The 19,169-nt window shown below is 70.3% G+C and carries 17 protein-coding genes and 1 riboswitch; of the genes, 8 read left to right on the top strand and 9 right to left on the bottom strand.

Annotated elements, in window-relative coordinates:
• The first annotated feature begins 45 nt into the window (after positions 1-45).
• Positions 46-1,299: a L,D-transpeptidase gene (locus ACZ5SK_RS02150; protein ID WP_468415245.1), complete on the top strand. Its 1,254-nt coding sequence runs from the start codon at positions 46-48 to the stop codon at positions 1,297-1,299.
• Between the two features lie 54 nt (positions 1,300-1,353).
• Here the strand turns inward: ACZ5SK_RS02150 and ACZ5SK_RS02145 are convergent, their stop codons facing one another.
• Positions 1,354-1,758, bottom strand: coding sequence for a response regulator (locus ACZ5SK_RS02145; protein WP_079662844.1), 405 nt, complete (start codon positions 1,756-1,758; stop codon positions 1,354-1,356).
• Positions 1,759-1,945: 187 nt separating this feature from the next.
• Between ACZ5SK_RS02145 and ctaE the strand changes: the two genes are divergently transcribed.
• From ctaE to ACZ5SK_RS02115, 6 genes are all read left to right on the top strand, one after another.
• Complete coding sequence (ctaE, locus tag ACZ5SK_RS02140) at positions 1,946-2,566, top strand: aa3-type cytochrome oxidase subunit III (protein WP_079662845.1); 621 nt, start codon at positions 1,946-1,948, stop codon at positions 2,564-2,566.
• 62 nt (positions 2,567-2,628) lie between these two features.
• Positions 2,629-3,441: a cytochrome bc1 complex diheme cytochrome c subunit gene (qcrC, locus tag ACZ5SK_RS02135; RefSeq protein WP_334580821.1), complete on the top strand. Its 813-nt coding sequence runs from the start codon at positions 2,629-2,631 to the stop codon at positions 3,439-3,441.
• On the top strand, positions 3,438-4,499 hold the full coding sequence (qcrA, locus tag ACZ5SK_RS02130) for a cytochrome bc1 complex Rieske iron-sulfur subunit (RefSeq protein WP_334580822.1): 1,062 nt from the start codon (positions 3,438-3,440) through the stop codon (positions 4,497-4,499). Before qcrC ends, qcrA begins: the two co-directional genes overlap by 4 nt.
• Positions 4,496-6,133 (top strand): cytochrome bc1 complex cytochrome b subunit, encoded by a 1,638-nt coding sequence (qcrB, locus tag ACZ5SK_RS02125; RefSeq protein WP_361700004.1) that lies wholly within the window; start codon positions 4,496-4,498, stop codon positions 6,131-6,133. Before qcrA ends, qcrB begins: the two co-directional genes overlap by 4 nt.
• Before the next feature lie 144 nt (positions 6,134-6,277).
• On the top strand, positions 6,278-7,342 hold the full coding sequence (gene trpD, locus ACZ5SK_RS02120; RefSeq protein WP_334580825.1) for an anthranilate phosphoribosyltransferase: 1,065 nt from the start codon (positions 6,278-6,280) through the stop codon (positions 7,340-7,342).
• Positions 7,343-7,416: 74 nt separating this feature from the next.
• Positions 7,417-7,533, top strand: a riboswitch (SAM riboswitch).
• Between the two features lie 183 nt (positions 7,534-7,716).
• The gene (locus ACZ5SK_RS02115) at positions 7,717-9,105 is read left to right on the top strand and encodes an aminotransferase class V-fold PLP-dependent enzyme (protein WP_468415243.1); all 1,389 of its coding nucleotides are present in this window, start codon (positions 7,717-7,719) and stop codon (positions 9,103-9,105) included.
• A 58-nt stretch (positions 9,106-9,163) separates the two neighbouring features.
• On the opposite strand, the gene ACZ5SK_RS02110 is transcribed toward ACZ5SK_RS02115, so the two are convergent.
• The 3 genes from ACZ5SK_RS02110 to ACZ5SK_RS02100 all read right to left on the bottom strand — a co-directional run bounded on the left by ACZ5SK_RS02110 (position 9,164) and on the right by ACZ5SK_RS02100 (position 11,545).
• On the bottom strand, positions 9,164-9,445 hold the full coding sequence (locus tag ACZ5SK_RS02110) for an Lrp/AsnC family transcriptional regulator (RefSeq protein WP_079662851.1): 282 nt from the start codon (positions 9,443-9,445) through the stop codon (positions 9,164-9,166).
• 114 nt (positions 9,446-9,559) lie between these two features.
• Positions 9,560-10,843 carry a phthiocerol/phthiodiolone dimycocerosyl transferase family protein gene (locus ACZ5SK_RS02105; RefSeq protein ID WP_468575118.1) on the bottom strand — a complete coding sequence of 428 codons (1,284 nt, stop codon included), beginning with the start codon at positions 10,841-10,843 and terminating at the stop codon, positions 9,560-9,562.
• 6 nt (positions 10,844-10,849) lie between these two features.
• Positions 10,850-11,545: a TetR/AcrR family transcriptional regulator gene (locus ACZ5SK_RS02100; RefSeq protein WP_361700015.1), complete on the bottom strand. Its 696-nt coding sequence runs from the start codon at positions 11,543-11,545 to the stop codon at positions 10,850-10,852.
• Between the two features lie 126 nt (positions 11,546-11,671).
• Between ACZ5SK_RS02100 and ACZ5SK_RS02095 the strand changes: the two genes are divergently transcribed.
• Positions 11,672-12,856, top strand: a complete 1,185-nt coding sequence (locus ACZ5SK_RS02095; protein ID WP_334580830.1) for a cytochrome P450 family protein — start codon at positions 11,672-11,674, stop codon at positions 12,854-12,856.
• Here the strand turns inward: ACZ5SK_RS02095 and ACZ5SK_RS02090 are convergent.
• The 5 genes from ACZ5SK_RS02090 to ACZ5SK_RS02070 form a co-directional block, all read right to left on the bottom strand.
• On the bottom strand, positions 12,853-14,211 hold the full coding sequence (locus ACZ5SK_RS02090) for a cytochrome P450 (RefSeq protein WP_334580831.1): 1,359 nt from the start codon (positions 14,209-14,211) through the stop codon (positions 12,853-12,855). The two genes, ACZ5SK_RS02095 and ACZ5SK_RS02090, sit on opposite strands and share 4 nt — an antisense overlap.
• Positions 14,212-14,342: 131 nt before the next feature.
• Positions 14,343-15,704, bottom strand: coding sequence for a cytochrome P450 (locus tag ACZ5SK_RS02085; protein ID WP_334580833.1), 1,362 nt, complete (start codon positions 15,702-15,704; stop codon positions 14,343-14,345).
• Positions 15,705-15,714: 10 nt separating this feature from the next.
• Positions 15,715-16,632 (bottom strand): terpene synthase family protein, encoded by a 918-nt coding sequence (locus tag ACZ5SK_RS02080; RefSeq protein WP_468575115.1) that lies wholly within the window; start codon positions 16,630-16,632, stop codon positions 15,715-15,717.
• On the bottom strand, positions 16,629-17,696 hold the full coding sequence (locus ACZ5SK_RS02075) for a polyprenyl synthetase family protein (protein ID WP_468155735.1): 1,068 nt from the start codon (positions 17,694-17,696) through the stop codon (positions 16,629-16,631). Before ACZ5SK_RS02075 ends, ACZ5SK_RS02080 begins: the two co-directional genes overlap by 4 nt.
• A 253-nt stretch (positions 17,697-17,949) precedes the next feature.
• Complete coding sequence (locus tag ACZ5SK_RS02070) at positions 17,950-19,116, bottom strand: cytochrome P450 (RefSeq protein WP_334580837.1); 1,167 nt, start codon at positions 19,114-19,116, stop codon at positions 17,950-17,952.
• Positions 19,117-19,169: the final 53 nt, after the last annotated feature.

Raw genomic sequence — 19,169 nt, 5'->3', positions numbered from 1 at the left:
GTCACCCAGCGCGCCGTGGTTCACGCGGCTCCCTAGCGTGAAGTCATGAGCCACCAACCCCGCCCCCGCACCGTCGTCGGCTGCACCCTGCTGGTGATCGCCCTGGGCGCGGTCGCAAGCGCCTGCGGCTCGGACGGCGACCCCCTCTCCGCGCGCCCGTACGACGCGACGGACCAGATCTCCTTCACCGGCCTCAAGGGCGACGGGAAGAAGGTCGATCCGGACAAGCCCCTGGAGGTCACCGCCGAGGACGACGACCGCATCACGGACGTCACCGCCGTGGACGGCGCAGGCCGCTACGTGGCGGGCGAACTCTCCGCCGACGGCAGCCGCTGGCACAGCACCGAGCCGCTGGCCGCAGGCGTCCATTACACGGTCCGCGTGAGCACCGAGGACGACGACGGCGCCCCCGGCCGCCGGGTGCTCAGCTTCGAGACGGGCAAGCCCACCACGAAGAAGCGCCTGACCGTCGCGTTCGGCCCCGACGCGGGGGAGTACGGCGTCGGCCAGCCCGTCACCGCCAAGCTGGACCAGCCCGTCAAGGACCCCGCCCAGCGGGCCGTCGTCGAACGGGCCCTCAAGGTCGACTCCACGCCCGCCGTGCAGGGCGGCTGGCACTGGGTGGACGACAAGGAACTCCACTACCGCCCCAAGGACTACTGGCCCGCCCACGCCGTCGTCCGCGCCCACAGCAACCTGGACGGCATCAAGATCGGCGACCGGCTGTGGGGCGGCCCCACGAAGGAACTCAAGCTCACCATCGGCGACCGGGTCGTCGCCGTGACCGACGCGGCGGCGCACTCCATGACGGTCTTCAAGAACGACGAGGAGATCAACCAGATCCCCGTCACCACCGGAAAGCCCGGCTTCGAGACCCGCAACGGAGTCAAGGTCGTGCTCGGCAAGGAGTACTTCGTCCGGATGCGCAGCACCACCGTGGGCATCTCCGCAGGCTCATCGGACTCCTACGACCTGCCCGTCTACTACGCCACCCGCGTCACCTGGAGCGGCGAGTACGTGCACGCCGCCCCCTGGTCCGTGGGCTCCCAGGGCTACGCGAACGTCAGCCACGGCTGCACCGGCATGAGCACGTCGAACGCCGCATGGTTCTTCAACCACATCCGCGCCGGCGACGTCGTCCAGGTCGTCAACAGCAACGGCGACACCATGGAAACCTTCGGCAACGGTTTCGGCGACTGGAACCTGGACTGGGCCAAGTGGACCCAGGGCAGCGCCCTGACAGGCGCCAAGCAGGAAGCAGCCCAGGTAACAGCACGCCTCAGCCCGACGGCGGTGTAGGCCGGCAGGGGCGCGGGCGACGCCGTACCACCTGACGCCCCCGCCCCTTGGGCGCTACGCGCTCTGCTGAAGCCTCTTCTCCCGCAGCAGGGAAGCAAGAGCCGCGGCGAACTCCACGGGCTCCACCGGGTGCGTCACAGCCGCGTCGGCCCGGCTCCACGTGGCGAGCCACGCATCCTGCGGCCGCCCGATCAGCACCAGCACCGGCGGACACTGGAACACCTCGTCCTTGACCTGTCGGCACAACCCCATGCCGCCCATCGGCACGGCCTCGCCGTCGAAGACGCAGACGTCGATCCCGCCCTTGTCCAGCTCCTTGACGGCCGCGGCCGGCGTCGCGCACTCCACGAACTCCACCACAGGGGCGTCCGGAGCGGGCCGGCGCCCGGTCGCGAGCCGTACCTGCTCGCGAGTGTTGGAGTCGTCGCTGTAGACCAGCACCGTGGCGGTCGCCTGCATGCTTCCTCCGTGACATCAGCGTCGTAAGCGTCGTACGGACAGAACCGATGTCGCGGATGCTACTCCCTTGAACACCCCGTCAACACCGGTTGGAACGCGACTTCGATGGGCCATCCGGGCAGTACACACGGTGCGAACACTCCGAACGGCACCCCCCGGAGTGAGGGCGGGATAAGGGACCGACATAATGTCGGTCGTGGCGACAGCAACGACAGTAGAAACCGGGCACGCGCACCCGTCGGTCAATCGGCCGAACCTCACCAGCGTCGGAACCATCATCTGGCTGAGCTCCGAGCTGATGTTCTTCGCGGCCCTCTTCGCGATGTACTTCACCCTGCGATCGGTGACGGGTCCTGATCACTGGAAGGAAATGGCCGAGTCCCTGAACCTTCCGTTCTCGGCCACCAACACCACGATCCTGGTGCTCTCCTCCCTCACCTGCCAGCTCGGCGTCTTCGCCGCCGAGCGCGGTGATGTGAAGAAGCTCCGGATGTGGTTCATCGTCACCTTCATCATGGGTGCGATCTTCATCGGCGGGCAGATCTTCGAGTACACGGAGCTGGTGAAGAAGGACGGGCTCTCGCTCTCCTCCGACCCGTACGGCTCGGTGTTCTACCTGACCACCGGCTTCCACGGCATGCACGTGACGGGCGGCCTCATCGCCTTCCTGTTCGTTCTCGGGCGCACCTACGCGGCCAAGAGGTTCACCCACGAGCAGGCGACAGCGGCCATCGTCGTGTCCTACTACTGGCACTTCGTCGATGTCGTCTGGATCGGCCTCTTCGCCACGATCTACCTGATCAAGTAGCCGGGCCCGCTCCCGCACCTCCGCAAGCATCGACGCAGAAGATCCTGACACCGGGGTAATCCGTGAAAAAGCTCTCCGCACGACGACGCCATCCGCTGGCGGCGCTCGTCGTCCTAGTCCTCGCGCTGGCATGCACAGGGTGGCTGTATGCCGCGCTCGCGCCCGCGAGCAAGGCGCAGGCAGACGACACCGCCCAGTCCCTCGCCATCGATGAGGGCAAGAAGCTCTACGCCGTAGGCTGCGCCAGCTGCCACGGCACCGGCGGTCAGGGCAGCTCCGACGGTCCGAGCCTGGTCGGCGTGGGCGCCGCGGCCGTCGACTTCCAGGTCGGCACCGGGCGTATGCCGGCGGCGACCTCCCAGGGCGCCCAGGTGCCCTCGAAGAAGGTCATCTACTCGCAGGCCGAGATCGACCAGCTCGCCGCGTTCATCTCCTCCCTCGGCGCCGGCCCGTCCGTCCCGACCGAGGCCGAGTACGGCCCGGAGGGCGCGGACATCGCCAAGGGCGGCGAACTGTTCCGCACCAACTGCGCGCAGTGCCACAACTTCACCGGCAAGGGCGGCGCCCTCACCAAGGGCAAGTTCGCTCCGACCCTTGAGGACGTGGACCCCAAGCACCTCTACGAGGCCATGCAGACCGGCCCGCAGAACATGCCCTCCTTCCCCGACACCACCCTGTCGGAGCAGAACAAGAAGGACATCATCGCGTACCTGCACGCGGTCAACAGCGACGAGACGAACAACCCCGGTGGTCTGGAACTGGGCGGCATCGGGCCGGTCAGTGAGGGCCTGTTCTCCTGGATCTTCGGCCTCGGCGCCATGATCGCGGTCGCCGTCTGGGTCGCCGCTCGGACCGCAAAGGCCAAGAAGTCATGAGTAGCCAAGACATTCCAGAAGAGAACCTGCCCGCTGAGCAGGGCCACGCGCACGGTACGGCGGTAGGCGTCGCGGACGAGAAGAACCCGTTCGCCGACCCCGGCCTGCCGCCCCACGAGCACCGCGTCCAGGACATCGACGAGCGGGCCGCCAAGCGGTCCGAGCGTGCGGTCGCCTTCCTGTTCACGCTGTCGATGCTCGCCACGGTCGGCTTCATCGCCTCGTATGTGACGATCCCCGCCGACAAGTCGATCTTCGTGTTCCCGATCGGTCACCTCAGCGCGCTGAACTTCGCGCTGGGGCTGACGCTGGGCACGGCGCTGTTCACGATCGGCGCCGGCGCGGTCCACTGGGCCCGCACCCTGATGTCGGACGTGGAGGTCGCCGACGAGCGGCACGCGATCGCGGCCGACCCCGAGGTCCGTGCGAAGGTCCACGCGGACTTCAGGCAGGGCGCCAAGGAGTCCGCGCTCGGCCGCCGCAAGCTGATCCGCAACACGCTGTTCGGCGCGGTCGCCCTGGTGCCGCTCTCCGGCGTCGTGCTGCTGCGCGACCTCGGCCCGCTGCCCGAGGACAAGCTGCGGCACACGCTGTGGGCCAAGGGCAAGCTGCTCGTCAACATGAACACGAACGAGCCGCTGCGTCCCTCGGACGTCGCCGTCGGTTCGCTCACCTTCGCCAAGCCCGAGGGCCTGGAGGAGCACGACGAGGATTTCCAGAACGAGATCGCCAAGGCGGCCCTGATGATCGTCCGGCTGCAGCCGGACAACATCAAGGACAAGCGCGAACTCGAGTGGTCGCACGAGGGCATCGTGGCGTACTCGAAGATCTGCACCCACGTGGGCTGCCCGATCTCCCTGTACGAGCAGCAGACGCACCACGTGCTGTGCCCCTGCCACCAGTCCACCTTCGACCTCTCCGACGGTGCCCGAGTGATCTTCGGCCCCGCCGGTCACGCCCTGCCGCAGCTGCGCATCGGTGTGAACGACGAGGGCTACCTCGAGGCGCTCGGCGACTTCGAAGAGCCCGTCGGTCCTGCTTTCTGGGAGCGCGGATGAGCACCACAGAGTCCACTGGGACCCGCGAACGCGGGAAGGCTCCGGCCGGCGAGCGCGTCGCCGACTGGGCCGACGGCCGGCTCGGGATCTACTCCCTGGCCAAGGCCAACATGCGCAAGATCTTCCCCGACCACTGGTCGTTCATGTTGGGCGAGATCTGCCTCTACAGCTTCATCATCATCATCCTGACGGGTGTGTATCTGACGCTGTTCTTCCACCCGTCGATGAACGAGGTGGAGTACCACGGCAGCTACGTCCCGCTCCAGGGACAGCTGATGTCCGAGGCGTTCAGCTCGACCCTGCACATCTCCTTCGACGTGCGCGGCGGTCTGCTCATCCGGCAGATCCACCACTGGGCGGCGCTGATCTTCCTCGCCGGCATGTTCGTGCACATGATGCGCGTGTTCTTCACGGGCGCGTTCCGCAAGCCGCGTGAGATCAACTGGCTGTTCGGCTTCCTGCTGTTCGTCCTCGGCATGTTCACCGGCTTCACCGGTTACTCGCTCCCGGACGACCTGCTCTCCGGCACCGGTGTCCGCTTCACCCAGGGCGCCATCCTGTCGATGCCGATCGTCGGCACGTACATCTCGATGTTCCTGTTCGGCGGGGAGTTCCCGGGCCACGACTTCGTGGCGCGGTTCTACTCGATCCACATCCTGCTGCTGCCGGGCATCATGCTGGGCTTGGTGGTGGGCCACCTGATCCTGGTCTTCTACCACAAGCACACGCAGTTCGCGGGCCCCGGCAAGAGCAACAAGAACGTCGTGGGCATGCCGCTGCTGCCGGTGTACATGGCCAAGGCCGGAGGCTTCTTCTTCCTGGTCTTCGGTGTCATCGCGGCGATCGCGGCGATCGCGCAGATCAACCCGATCTGGGCCATGGGCCCCTACCGTCCGGACCAGGTGTCGACCGGCGCCCAGCCCGACTGGTACATGGGCTTCGCCGAGGGTCTGATCCGCTTCATGCCGGGCTGGGAGATCAACCTCTGGGGTCACACGCTCGTCCTGGGCGTGTTCATCCCGCTGGTCCTCTTCGGTGTGGTCCTCGGCGCGATGGCGGCCTACCCGTTCATCGAGTCCTGGATCACCGGCGACAAGCGCGAGCACCACATCCTGGACCGCCCGCGCAACGCGCCGACCCGTACGGCGCTGGGCGTCGCCTGGGTCACGATGTACATGATCACGCTGGTCGGCGGTGGCAACGACCTGTGGGCCACCCACTTCCACCTGTCGATCAACTCGATCACCTGGTTCGTCCGGATCTTCTTCTTCGTCGGACCGGTCATCGCGTACATCCTCACCAAGCGGATCTGCCTCGGCCTGCAGCGTCGCGACCACGACAAGGTGCTGCACGGTCGCGAGACCGGCACCATCAAGCGGCTGCCGCACGGTGAGTTCGTCGAGATCCACGAGCCGCTCAGCCAGGAGCAGTTGCACACCCTCACCGCGCACGAGCAGTACGCGCCGGCCGCGATCGGCGCGACCGTCGACGAGAACGGCGTCGAGCGCAAGGTGAAGGGCTCGGAGAAGCTCCGCGCCAAGATCAGCAACGCGTACTTCGGCGAGGACCAGCAGATCCCGAAGCCCACTGTCGAGGAGTACAAGGAGATCACGAGCGGCCACGGCCACCACTGATCCCAGGCGTCGCCACGCCGCCCCAAAGGGCCCCGTCCGGTCTTCGGACGGGGCCCTTTGCCGTGCCCACGGGCTGGATAGGGTGGGGTTCACACGGGTCCGGACGACCCACGACGACGCACGACGACACGCACAGGAGCGGCTATGAGCGCTGTGACCCCCGCTGGAGGCGACACCGCGGCGGACCGTTCCTGGCCCGAGGTGCTGAACAGCCTGCTGTACGGCCAGGACCAGGGCGCCGACGCCACGTTCTGGGCGCTGGACCGGATCATGCGCGGCGAGGCGACCGACGCGCAGATCGCCGGGTTCGTGGTGGCGCTGCGGGCCAAGGGCGAGACCGTCGAGGAGATCAACGGCCTCGTGCGGGCGATGTACGAGCACGCCAACCTGATCGAGGTGCCCGGCCGGACCGTCGACATCGTCGGCACGGGCGGCGACGGCGCGAAGACGGTCAACATCTCCACCATGTCGGCGATCGTCGTGGCCGGCGCGGGCGCCACGGTCGTCAAGCACGGCAACCGGGCCGCGTCCTCCGCGTCCGGCGCCTCGGACGTCCTGGAGAAGCTCGGCGTCAACCTGGAGCTGACCCCGGCGCGGGTGGCGGAGGTGGCCCAGAAGGCCGGGATCACCTTCTGCTTCGCGGTCAAGTTCCATCCGGCGTTGCGTCATGTGGGCGCCGCCCGCGGCCAGTTGGGCATCCGCACGGTGTTCAACGTGCTGGGCCCGCTGACCAACCCCGCACAGGTGCGCAGCCAGGCGGTCGGGGTCGCGGACCCGCGCATGGCGCCGGTCGTCGCGGGTGTCTTCGCCGAGCGCGGCAACTCCTCTCTGGTCTTCCGGGGCGACGACGGCCTGGACGAGCTGACCACGACGGCCACCTCCCATGTGTGGGTCGTCCGCGACGGCAAGGTGAGCGAGGAGACCTTCGACCCGCGGGACGTCGGCCTCGACCTGGTCCCGGTGGAGGCGCTGCGGGGCGGGGACCCGTCCTACAACGCGGAGGTGGCCCGGCGCCTCCTGGCGGGCGAGACGGGCCCGGTGCGGGACGCCGTGCTGCTGAACTCGGCGGCGGCGCTGGTCGCCCTCGACCCGGGCGCAGGGCCGCTGGCCGAGCAGATCCGGGCCGGCATGGACCGGGCGGCCGAGTCGATCGACTCCGGCGCGGCCAAGCGGTCCCTGGAGCGCTGGGTGGCCGCCAGCAACGCGTAGCCGTCGGTGACGCGGTCCCGCGATCCGGACACGGGTTGCGGGACCGCGATCACCTCACGTAGGTTTCCGTACCAGGTCATGAGTGACAGTCATGAGGCCCCGGCCGACTGTCCGGCAACCCTCCTTCCGTGGCGGGGTGCCCCGGGTGAAGACCAGGCCGTAGGCAGCGAGGTCTACGGCAAGCGCGGGCCCCTCACGCTCTTTCGAGCAAGCACAGCCCAGGGGTCCTGGGTCGTTCGAGGGAGTCTTCCGTGAGCAAGCGAATGCGATAGGGCGTAGAGCCCCGCCTCCGCATCCCCCTTTTCACCTTCCTCCGTGCTTGAGCCGTACCCGCTCGCACGGCGGTTCCCCCTTGCCTCTCACGGGAGTTCGCCATGTCTGTCTCCACCGCTGCCGCCGCCCGGACCGTTCGCAGTGACCTTTCGGGCGCCCTGCCCGTTCTCGGCCGGGATGTCACCGTCCCGCTCGTCACCGGCGGCGAGGTCGCCTACGCGGCGCTCGACTACGCCGCCAGCGCCCCCGCCCTCCAGCGCGTCTGGGACGACGTGGCGGCCTACGCCCCCTACTACGGCAGCGTCCACCGCGGCGCCGGCTACCTCTCCCAGCTCTCCACGGACCTCTTCGAGAACGCCCGCAGGACGGTCGCCGAGTTCCTCGACTGCCGCGCCGACGACCAGCTGATCTTCACCCGGTCCACGACGGACTCCCTCAACCTGCTGGCGCAGGCGCTCCCGGCCGACTGCCAGGTCTTCGTCTTCGAGACCGAGCACCACGCCTCGCTGCTGCCCTGGCAGGACGCCCGGGTCACCTACCTCGACGCCCCCCGCACCCCCCGCCAGGCCGTCGAGGCCCTGGAGCGCGCCCTCGCCGACCGCACCATGTCCAACGAAGGGGAATACGGCCCGGCCCTGGTGTGCGTCACCGGCGCCTCGAACGTCACCGGCGAGCTGTGGCCCGTCCGTGAGCTCGCGGCGGCGGCCCACGCCCACGGCGCCCGCATCGTCCTGGACGCTGCCCAGCTGGCCCCGCACCACCCGGTGTCGGTGCAGGACCTCGACGTCGACTGGGTCGCCTTCTCCGGCCACAAGCTGTACGCGCCCTTCGGCTCCGGCGTCCTCGCCGGCCGCGCCGACTGGCTCCGCGCGGCCGACCCGTACCTCGCGGGCGGCGGCGCCAGCCGCAAGGTCACCCGGCGCGAGGACGGGGGAGTGGACGTGCAGTGGCACGAGAGCGCCGCCCGCCACGAGGCCGGCTCCCCGAACGTGATCGGCGCCTACGCCATCGCCTCGGCCTGCACGGCGCTGACGGAGGCCGGCTTCGACACGCTGGTGGCCCGCGAGCAGTACCTCATCGAGAAGGTGCGGACGGGGCTGGCCGAGGTGCCGGAGGTCCGGATCCTCTCCCTCTTCGGCGACGACGCCCCGCGGGTCGGCGTGATCTCCTTCGTCGTCGAGGGCTGGAACAGCTCCCACTTCGCCGCCGCCCTCTCCGCCGAGTACGGCATCGGAGTCCGCGACGGCCTCTTCTGCGCCCACCCGCTGCTCCGCACCCTCCTGGGCAGTGACCCGCAGAGCCAGGGCGAGTGCGGCGCCCCCGAGGCTGCCCCCGGCGAGAAGTCCCTCAACGCGATCCGGGTGAGCTTCGGCGCCGGCACCCCCGACGAGCACGTGGAGCGGTTCGTCGACGCGGTGCGGGAACTGGTGGCCGACGGCGCACGGTGGCAGTACCGCACACAGGACGGCCGCTGCGTCCCGGCGGTCTAGGGTCTAGGACCTGTCCTGGGGCAGAGTCCTGGGGCAGACGGGACTTTCGAAACACGGCCTAGGAGTCCAGGCCGATCGCGAACGCCGCCTCCAGGTCGTGCTGCGAGTAGGTGCGGAAGGCGACGTGTGTGTCCGTCGCCTCCACCCCGGGGATCTTGCTGATGCTGCCCGGGATGACGTCCGCCAGGTCCTCGTGCTGCTTCACCCGCACCATGGCGATCAGGTCGTAGGTCCCGGTGACGGAGAAGACCTCGCTCACGGAATCCAGCGAGGCGATCCGCTCGGCGATCTCGGGGATCCGGTCCACGCTGGTCTTGATGAGGACGATCGCGGTGATCACGGCTGGTTCTCTCCCTCGGGGGGCCGGAGCTGGGCGGGCTTCACTCTATGACGTGAGGGGTGGCTCACCAAAGGGAGAGCCGCGGGCGCGGCCGCCGTCGGCAGACCGGATCCGTCAGCGGGCCAGATCCGTCAGCGATCCGCGCAGCGTCTCGCGCAGTTGCCGCATCTGCTCGGGGGCGTAGGTCCAGCTGTCGTACTCGTTCTGCACGAGCAGCCGGCCGCCGAAGCTGGCGACGCCGATCTTGGGGGGCATGCCCGGCGCGTTGGCCGTCCCGCCGAAGCGGAGCAGCTCCACGTCCTCGGGCACGGGGTGCGCGGGGATCCGGCCGACGTTGGAGATCCCGTAGCTGACGACCGGGACGGGCACCGCGACGCCCCGGGCGCCGGCCCTGAGCGCGGCCAGCAGGAAGCGCTCGGGGTCGCGCCGGGCCAGCGCGCCGGCGACCTGGTCGGCGACCTCCCGGCCCACGCTCTCCGGCCGGTCGTCGTGGCCGACGGCCAGCGTGGTCTGCAGGCCGGTGATGCAGTTGAGCACGGTGCTCAGGGGCAGCTCGGGCGTCAGCCGGGTGCGCAGGTCCACACCGTGACCGCAGGTCATCGTCAACGGGCCCTGCTCGGGCGCGAGTTGTGCGCGGACGGCGGTCAGGACCAGCCCTGTGACGAGGCTGTTGACGGTCACCCCGCGGGTCCGGGCGGCGGCCACCACGGCGTCGGTGGTCTGCGCGCCGAACTCCAGCCGGTCGACCACGAAGCGGCGCGTCGCGGCCGGCCGGTCGGGGCGCCCCACACCCTCGGTGGGCAGGACCGCGGGCTTGGTCTCGGCCGCCGCGCCCTGCGCGATCGCGTCGACCACGGCGTCGACCTCCGCGTCCGGCAGGGCGCCCGCCAGGCGGGTGTCGATCGCCTCGGGCAGTTCCTCGCGTCGCTCGACGGACGGGCTCGCGCCGGCCGCCAGGGCGGTGTAGTGCTGCCAGAACTCGTCGAGCAGGGCGAACGCCGAACGGCCGTCGGCCACCCCGTGGTGGACGCCCAGCACCACCTGGGAGCGCTCGCCGTCGGTGAGCAGCCAGGCGTGCAGCAGGCTCTCGGTCCAGTCGGGCCGCGTGTTGATCAGTTCGGCGTAGGTGTCCTCGATGCCGTCGAGCAGGGTGAGCGGCGGCTCGACCCGGTCGCGGACCCGCAGCAGCAGGCCCGCCTCGCCGGCCGCCACCTCGCAGCGCAGGATCGGATGGCGCTCGGTCAGCAGGCCCAGCGCCCGCCGCATCAGCGCCGGGTCCAGCCGGCCGCGTACCAGGGACTCCACGAACGCCGGCATGTCGTACAGGGGGAGGCCCGCCGCTCCCAGGTCCAGGAAGTAGATGCTCTCGAACGGCGATATGGGGCGCTGACGGGTCATGGTGGTTCAGGTCTCCGATCTCGGTGGACGAAGGGGCTTCTGCTGTCGGGTCGCCGCCCGGTCGGCGTCGCCGAGACGGTGCAGGGCGGCCTCGAACTGCTCCTGGTCGAGCGGTGGCGCGGGCAGGGGGTGGGCGGCCGCGGGGCGCAGACCGTCCAGCATCAGGGCCAGGTGGCGCCGCCAGGACCCGGGGGCGGCGGGCGTGGCCAGGCCCAGCGCGGCCAGCAGGAACAGCAGGTCCTCGACGGTGAGGTCGGGGCGGATCGTGCGCTGTTCCTGGCCGCGGCGCAGCAGCGTCTCCAGCGTGCGCCGGTTCTCCTCGCGCAGGGCGTCGAGAGTGGGCACGCCCCGGATGCCGGTGGTCATCAGATCGCCGGCGCCCCGGTCGGCGGCCAGCAGCGTGAAGACCCGGTCCAGGTAGGCGGTGAGGCCGCTCCAGGCGTCCGCCCGCTCCCGGGTCTCGCGGGCCGCGTCCAGGATCGGGGTCAGCGCGTCGTGGAAGACGGTCTCGATGAGTGCGGCGCGGTCGGTGAAGTGCCGGTAGAGCGTCGCATTGCCGACCCCCGCCCGGCGGGCGATGTCGTCCAGCGGCGCGTCCACCCCGCGTTCGGCGTAGATCTCCCGGGCGGCGGCGATCAGCGTCTCGCGGTTGCGGCGCGCGTCACTGCGCCGAGGTGTCCGCCGTTCGTCTCCGCCGTCCATGCGCGGCACCCTAACAGCAAAACCGGGGACAGCTCCCCGTTTCGTTGCTAGGGTCGCGCCGTCCACCGGGGGAGCACTCCCCGCTCAGCCGCACCAGCGAGTTCGAAGCGAGGAACACCGTTGTCCGTGACGGGATTCGAAGATCTGACAGCACTCGGCCGGCCTTTCGTCGACGATCCGTATCCGGTCTACGAGCGGATGCGCGCGCAGGGGCCGGTGCACCGGGTCCGCACCGCCGCGTCGGGGGAGTTCTGGTTGGTCGTGGGCCATGCGCAGGCGCGGTCGGCGCTGGCCGACGCGCGGCTGTCCAACGACATCAGGCACTCGGCCGGGTGGCAGGACGACGGCGGCAACTCGATCGGCCTGAACATGGTGCAGACGGATCCGCCGCAGCACACCCGCCTGCGGGGGCTCGTGGCGAAGGAGTTCACCTCCCGGCGCATCGAGGCGCTGCGTCCGAAGATCCAGCGGATCGCGGACGAACTGGTGGACGCCATGCTGCCGCTGGGCCGCGCGGACCTGGTCGAGTCGTTCGCGCTGCCGTTGCCGCTGGCCGTGATCTGCGAACTGCTCGGCGTGCCGGCGAGCGACCGCAAGACCTTCCACGACTGGTATCTGGAGAGCACCGACTTCACCCGGCCCGAGGTCGCCGCCGCCGCGGCCCAGGCCATGGCGGGGTACCTCGCCGAGCTCATCGCGGCCAAGCGGCGCGAGCCGGGCGAGGACCTGTTGAGCGCGCTGGCCGGCCGCCTGGGCGAGGAGGAGGACGGCCTCACGCCCGAGGAGATGCTGGGCATGGCCTTCGTGCTGCTGGTCGCCGGCTACGAGACGGCGGCCAACCTGCTGTCCAGCGGAACGCTCGCCCTGCTGCGCCACCCCGATCAGCTGGCGGCGCTGCGCGGCGACTGGTCGCTGTTGGAGAACGCCGTGGAGGAGATGCTCCGCTACGAGGGGCCGGTGGAGACCACGGCGTTCCGCTACGCCAAGGAGCCCGTGGAGATCGACGGCACGGTGATCGGCGCGGGCGACTCCGTGGCCGTCGTGCTGGCCGCCGCGTCCCGCGATCCGAAGCGGTTCGCCGAGCCCGACCGGTTCGACATCCGCCGCGACACCCGCGGGCACACCGCCTTCGGCTACGGCATCCACCACTGCCTGGGCGCCCCGCTGGCCCGCATGCAGGGCGCGATCGCCTTCCGCACCCTGCTGGAACGCTGCCCCGGCCTGGCCCTGGACACGGACCCCGCCGACCTGCGGTGGCGCCCCAGCCTGATGCTCCGTGGCCTGCACGCGCTCCCCGTCGCCTTCCGCTAGCGCGGTTCGGGCGTCATCGGCAGCGGCCCGGCCGTCAGGCTCATCTCGGCCCGGGGCGTGACGGTGGCGCCCGGCACGGGCCGCAGACGCCAGCGGGAGGCGAGGGCGGCCAGCGCGAGCGTCGCCTCCGTCATCCCGAAGACGTCGCCGATGCACTTGCGGCTGCCCGCCCCGAACGGCAGATACGAGCCACGGGTGACGTCCTTGGCGCGCTCGGGCAGCCACCGGTCCGGGTCGAAGGCCTCCGGGCGCGGGAAGAACTCCGGGATGCGGTGGATGACGTAGGGGCTGATCAGGATGTCCGTCCCGGCCGGCAGCCGGTGGCCGGCCAGTTCGGTGGGCTGGGTGGTCATCCTGGTGTACATCCAGGCCGGCGGGTACAGGCGCAGGGTCTCGGTGAAGATCCGCTGGGTGTGGGCGAGCCTAGGCACGTCGGCGTACGTCGGCGGCCGGCCGCCCAGCACCTCGTCGACCTCGGCGTGCAGCCGCGCCTCCGCCTCGGGATGGGCGGCCAGCAGATGCCAGGCCCAGGTCAGGGCGCTCGCGGTGGTCTCCACGCCGGCCAGCAGCAGGGTCATGACCTGGTCGTGGACCTCCCGGTCGGTCAGCGCGCCGCCGTCCTCGTCGTCCCGCGCGGCCAGCAGCGCCGACAGCAGGTCGCCGCGGTCCTCGCCGGAGCGCCGGTAGTCCCCGACGATGCCGTCGATGAGGGTGTGCAGCCGGCCGAGGGCGGCGTCGAACTCACGGTTGGCGGCCAGCGGCAGCCTGGCGATCAGACCGGTCGGATCGAGCGCCCGGCGGAACGCGCCGCGCACCATGACGGGCAGACTGCGCTGGATCTCCGCCACGGAGTGCGGCGCCATCTCCGTCGAGAACAGCGCGCGTGCCGTCACCCGCGCGGTCAGCTCCTGCATCGCGTCACCGACGTCGACCGGCCGGCCCGGCCGCCAGGTCTGCGCGTGAGCGGCGCACTCCTCGCGCATCACCTCGGCGTAGGTCGCGATGCGCGTGGTGTGGAAGGCCGGCTGGACCATCCGCCGCTGTCTGCGGTGGTCGGCCCAGTCGGAGGTGATCAGCCCGTTGCCGAGGATGGGGCGGGCCTTCTCCTTCACCGGGCCTCCGGTGTCGTAGACCCGTGCGTTCAGCAGCACGTCCTGCACCAGCTCCGGATGGCAGGGCAGATAGGTGAGCCGGGTACCCAGCCGCAGCTCGACCAGGTCGCCCAGGGCGGGCAGCGACGAGAGGTACTCCAGCGGGCGGCGCGCCAGGTGCAGCGCGTGGCCCGCCAGCGGAAGCCGGCCCGGCGCCTTGGCGATCCGCCACCTGCGCCTGACCGGGTCGGATTGGGTCTTCATGCCGGATGCGCCCCCTGAGACGGTACGGACGGAGAGACGGGAGAGACGGGAGAGACGGGAGAGACGGGAGAGACGGGAGAGACGGGAGAGACGGGAAGGGGAGAAGCAGGGAGAAGAAGGGGAAAGGCGGGTCAGCGGCGTTCCAGGACCATGGGCAGCGGGCCCGCCTCCAGGGTGGCCTTCGGCTCGGGGCGCAGCCGGCTGCCGGGAACCGGCCGCAGCCGCCAGCGCGCGGCGACGGTCGCGACGATCAGCGCCGTCTCGGTGAGCGCGAGGACGTCGCCGATGCACTTGTGGCTGCCCGCGCCGAACGGCAGCAGCGCCCCGCGCGGCACCTGGGTCGCCCGCTCGCCCTCCCAGCGCCCCGGGTCGAAGGTCTCGGGGTCCGGGAAGAGCTCGGGATTGTGATGCAGGGCGTAGGCGCTGTAGAGGATCATCGTCCGGGCGGGGATGGTCCGGCCGCCGAGTTCCACGTCCTCGGCCGCGACCCGCATCGCCATCCACGACGGCGGGTACAGGCGCAGCGCCTCGGTGATGACGTTGCGCGTGTACGGCAGCGCGGGCAGGTCGTCGTAGACCGGTGTCCGGCCCTCCAGCGCGCCGTCCACCTCGGCGTGCACCCGCTGCTCCACCTCGGGGAGCGTGCCCATCAGGTGGAAGACGAACGCCAGGGTGGAGGCGGTGGTCTCGCTGCCGGCGACCAGGAAGGTGACGACCTGGTCCAGGATCTGGTCGTCGTCCAGCTTCTCCCCGGTCTCGGGGTGCTCCGCCCGCAGCAGGGTGGACAGCAGGTCGCCGTGGTCGGCGTCGGACCGGCGCCGCAGCGCGATCATGTCCGCCACGATCTGCCGCAGCCGCGTGTTGGCGTGGTCGTAGGCGCGGTTTCCCGGTGTGGGCAGCTTCTCCAGGACGCCCAGCGGGGCGACGGTTCGCCGGTAGATGCCGTGCGAGACCGTCCGCAGACACTGCCGGGCCTCTTCGACGGTGTCCTTGTCGAGCCCGGTGGAGAACAGGGTGCGGGCGGCGACCCGCATCAGCAGGGCGTGCATGGCGTCGCCGATGTCCCGGGTCTCGCCGGCCCGCCAGCCGTCGGTGACGGTACGGGTGTCCGCGGCCACCGCCGTCGTATAGGCGGCGATCCTGGTGGTGTGGAACGCGGGCTGGATCAGCCGCCGCTGGAAGCGGTGCTCCTCGCCGCGGGAGACCGACAGGCTGTTGCCGAGGAGCTGGCGCGCCTTGTCGAAGACGCCGCCCTTGTCGAAGACACGCGGGTTGAGCAGGACGTGCCGGACCAGTTCGGGGTGGGCGGCGAGATAGGCGCGGGTGGGACCGAGCCGGACTTCGACGAGGTCGCCGTGCGCGGGGAGCGAGGCGAGGAACTCCAGCGGGCGGCGCCACAGCGCGGGGACGTGTCCGAGCAGCGGCACCGCGCCGGGCGCGGCGCCGATCCGCCAGGACCGTTCCACCGAGGGCGACCTGGGAGTGGTGGGCATCCCGGGTCCCCTACTGGATCCGTGAGTTGACGTCGTTGACCGCGGCCTGATAGCGCCGGTCCCGGGTGGTCCACACGAAGTTGCCCTGGATGAGGTCGAGCAGCACGTCCCGGGTGAGCGGGTCGAACGCCTTGATGCACTCCATGTCCTCGGCCATGTCGTCGAGCCGGGCCTGGAAGAACGCCTGGAAGTCGGCCTCGTCGGACATGTCGCACAGCCGGAAGCAGTTGGTGATCTGCCCGAGGGCCTGCTCGCGTTCGTAGGAGTAGAAGTCGTTGACTATGGCCAGCCCACGGGCCGTCATCCGGGCGGCCAGCCCCGTCTTGGAGTGCTCGGTCAGTTCGGGGTGGCGGTAGATCGGGTACGACATCCGCATCCAGAAGTCCACGCCGACGTCGGTGACGCGGAAGCGGAAGTACTGCTCGGGCGAGGTGCCGCAGAGCACCGTCTTGAGCTCCGAGTCACGGAACATGTGGTCGCTGGTGACGAAGGCGCGGGCGCCCTCATAGGCGAACTCCGCGTCCTGCGGGGTGTAGTACCGCTCGCACACCGCACGCAGCTGGGGCAGGAAGAGGTCGAAGTCGTGCAGGGCCGGGTCCATGTCGTCCCACACGAAGGTCACGCAGTTGAGCACGCAGACGGCCTTGAACGCCTCCATGTCCTTGATGTGGCGGGCGCTCTGCGACCAGCGCACGACGTCCATGTAGGAGATCCAGCGCTTGTCCGAGACGCTCTTGCCGAGCGGGGCGACCGCGCGGTTGCAGGCGTCGATGACCTCGCGCAGCTCGGCGTCCGTCATCGGCGTCTTCTGGGCCTCGTACCCGACGTGCCGGTCGAAGAGGGCGGCGAACCGGTCGGTGCACTCCTGCCAGTGGCGGGCCGTCTCCGCCGGGGCCGGTGCGGTCGGTGCGGTCAGCTCCGTGGTCATGAGTTCCTCCTGGTGGCCGTGGCGGAGAGGTGTTTGAGGGCGGTGACCGCGTCGGCGGTGAAGGGGGCGGCGTCCAGCACGCCCAGCGCCCGCCGGTAACGGTCGTCGATCATGCGTTCGACGGTGTCCCGGGCGCCGGTGGCCGCGAAGATCGCGCGGACCTCCTCGGCGCCGGTCTCGTCCAGGCCGGGATCGCCGATCAGCGTGCGCAGCCGGGCGCGCTGGGCCGCGTCGCCCGCGCGCAGCGCCAGCGCGACCAGGGTGGTGTTCTTGCCGGCCCGCAGGTCGTCCAGGCGGGACTTGCCGGTGTCCCGGATCTCGCCGTACACGCCCAGCAGATCGTCGCGGAGCTGGAAGGCCTCCCCGAGGGGCAGCGCGAACGCCGTGCAGGCGGCCAGGGTCGGGGCGTCGGCGCCCGCGAGGGCGGCGCCGATGTGCAGCGGTCGTTCCACCGTGTACTTGGCGGTCTTGTAGCGGTTGACGGTCAGCGTGGCGTCGACGTCGTCGGTGAGCTCGCCGGTCGCCCGCAGGTCCAGGTACTGGCCGAGCATGACCTCGGTGCGCATCTCGGTGAGGATCGGCAGCACCGCCGCCGACTGCGCGGGGGTGAGGTCGGCCGTGTGCAGCAGGTCGTCCGACCAGGCGAAGGCGAGGTCGCCCAGCAGCACGGCGCCGCCCATTCCGAAACGCTCGGTGCGGTCGTCGCCGCGTTTTCCGGCGAGTATCCGGTGGATGGTCGGACGACCGCGCCGGGTGTCGCTGTCGTCCATGATGTCGTCATGGATGAGTGCGAACGCGTGAAACATCTCGAGTGACGCGGCCACACGTACCACGGTCGTCAAGTCGTTTTCTCCGCCGGCCGCCTGCCAGCCCAGCACGGTGAGAATCGGCCGTATTCGCTTGCCGCCCACCATGAATTCTTCAAGCAATTTCACAAGATGGGTCAACTGTCGTTGCCCGGAGTTCTTTCGGTGATTGTCCAGGAAATCAAAGATGACGGTGTCCACGGCGGCCCTCGTGGCGACCGGGTCCAGTACGTCGGGAGATATGGTGTGGGTGCTCATGTTTCTGCGCTACATCCCCACTCGTAGGGCACGTCAAATCGGTTCCGCGCACAGGACGGCATACGCCGGCATCCCTGCGCCGCGCCGAGCGCTGGGCGCCCACGGCGGTATGGGAAACGGCGTTCGGACGGAAATACCGACGACGGGCCGGATGATGGGCGGGCAGAGGGACGGTCGGCCGCCCGCCGGGAAGGTCTCGGCCTGACGGGGTCCGCGGGGCGACAGCGCCCGGCGCACCGCAGGTCGGCCGGCGTCAGGGGATCAGATCGACGCGGAGTTCTCTGAGTCCGCGGATGTTGACCTGGGGGCGCCAGACGACGTCCTCGCGGGTGGGTCTGATGTCGCGGTGCCGACGCAGCAGCTCGGTGAAGACCAGGCGGGCCTCGGCCTTCGCCAGCAGCGCGCCGATGCAGTAGTGCGGGCCGCCCCCGAAGGACAGCGGGCGGATGTCCGCGCGCCGCAGGTCGAGGCGGTCGGGGTCGGCGTAGCGCCGCGGGTCGCGGTTGGCGGCGCCGAGCAGGACCATCACCTTGGCGCCGGCCGGGATCGGGACGCCTCCCACCTCGATGTCACCGGTGGTGATGCGGGCCACGAGCTGGATGGGCGCGTCGTACCGCAGCAGTTCCTCGACGGCGTTGTCGACGAGGCCGGGCTCCGCGCGCAGGGCGCGCAGCTGGTCGGGATGGCGCAGCAGGGCGAGCATGCCGTTGCCGATGAGGTTGACGGTCGTCTCGTGACCGCCCATGAAGAACATCATGACGTTGGCGATGATCTCGTCGTCGGAGAGCTTCCCGCCGTCGAAGTCCGCCAGCAGCAGGCGGGAGATGATGTCGTCCCGCGGATCCGCGCGCCGTCGCGCAAGATGTTCGGCGATATAGGCGCCGAACTCCTCCGCCGCGTCGTTCATGGCCCGGCGGGTGGTGTCGTCGGTGGCCGGGTCGATGACATGGCCCAGCGCGTCGGTCCACTTCCGGCACAGGTCACGGTCCTCGACCGGCAGGCCGCCCAGGCCGCAGAAGACGGTCACGGGCACGAGGGCCGCGAGGGACCCGATGAGGTCGACGTCCCGGCCGTCGCCCATCTCGTCCATGATCCGGTGGACGATGCCGGTCATCCGGGGGGCCGTCTCGCGGATGGCCCGGGCGGTGAACACCGGGTTGGCCAGGCCGCGCAGTCGACGGTGCGCCTCCCCGTCCCGCATCAGCATCCAGCTCCGGGTGGCCTGCACGATCGGGCTGTCCTGTCCGCCCCGTTGTGCGGCCCATTTCGGGTCTTGCGGATATTCGCTGGATAATTCGGGCTTTCGCAGGATCGCGGCGACCTCGTCGTATCCGGAGACCACCCAGTGGCCGTACGGCGTCCGATGGACCGGTTCCGCGTCCCGGAGGCGTTTGTAGAGCGGATACGGGTCGGTGCGCAATCGCGGATCGCGCGCATTGAATAGAGGTTCGTTGCCCGGTGGTTCCATGCCAG

The sequence above is a fragment of the Streptomyces sp. NPDC031474 genome, from assembly GCF_055581185.1.
The sequence above is the reverse complement of the archived record's forward strand: the minus strand, read 5'-3'. Positions and strand labels throughout refer to the sequence as shown.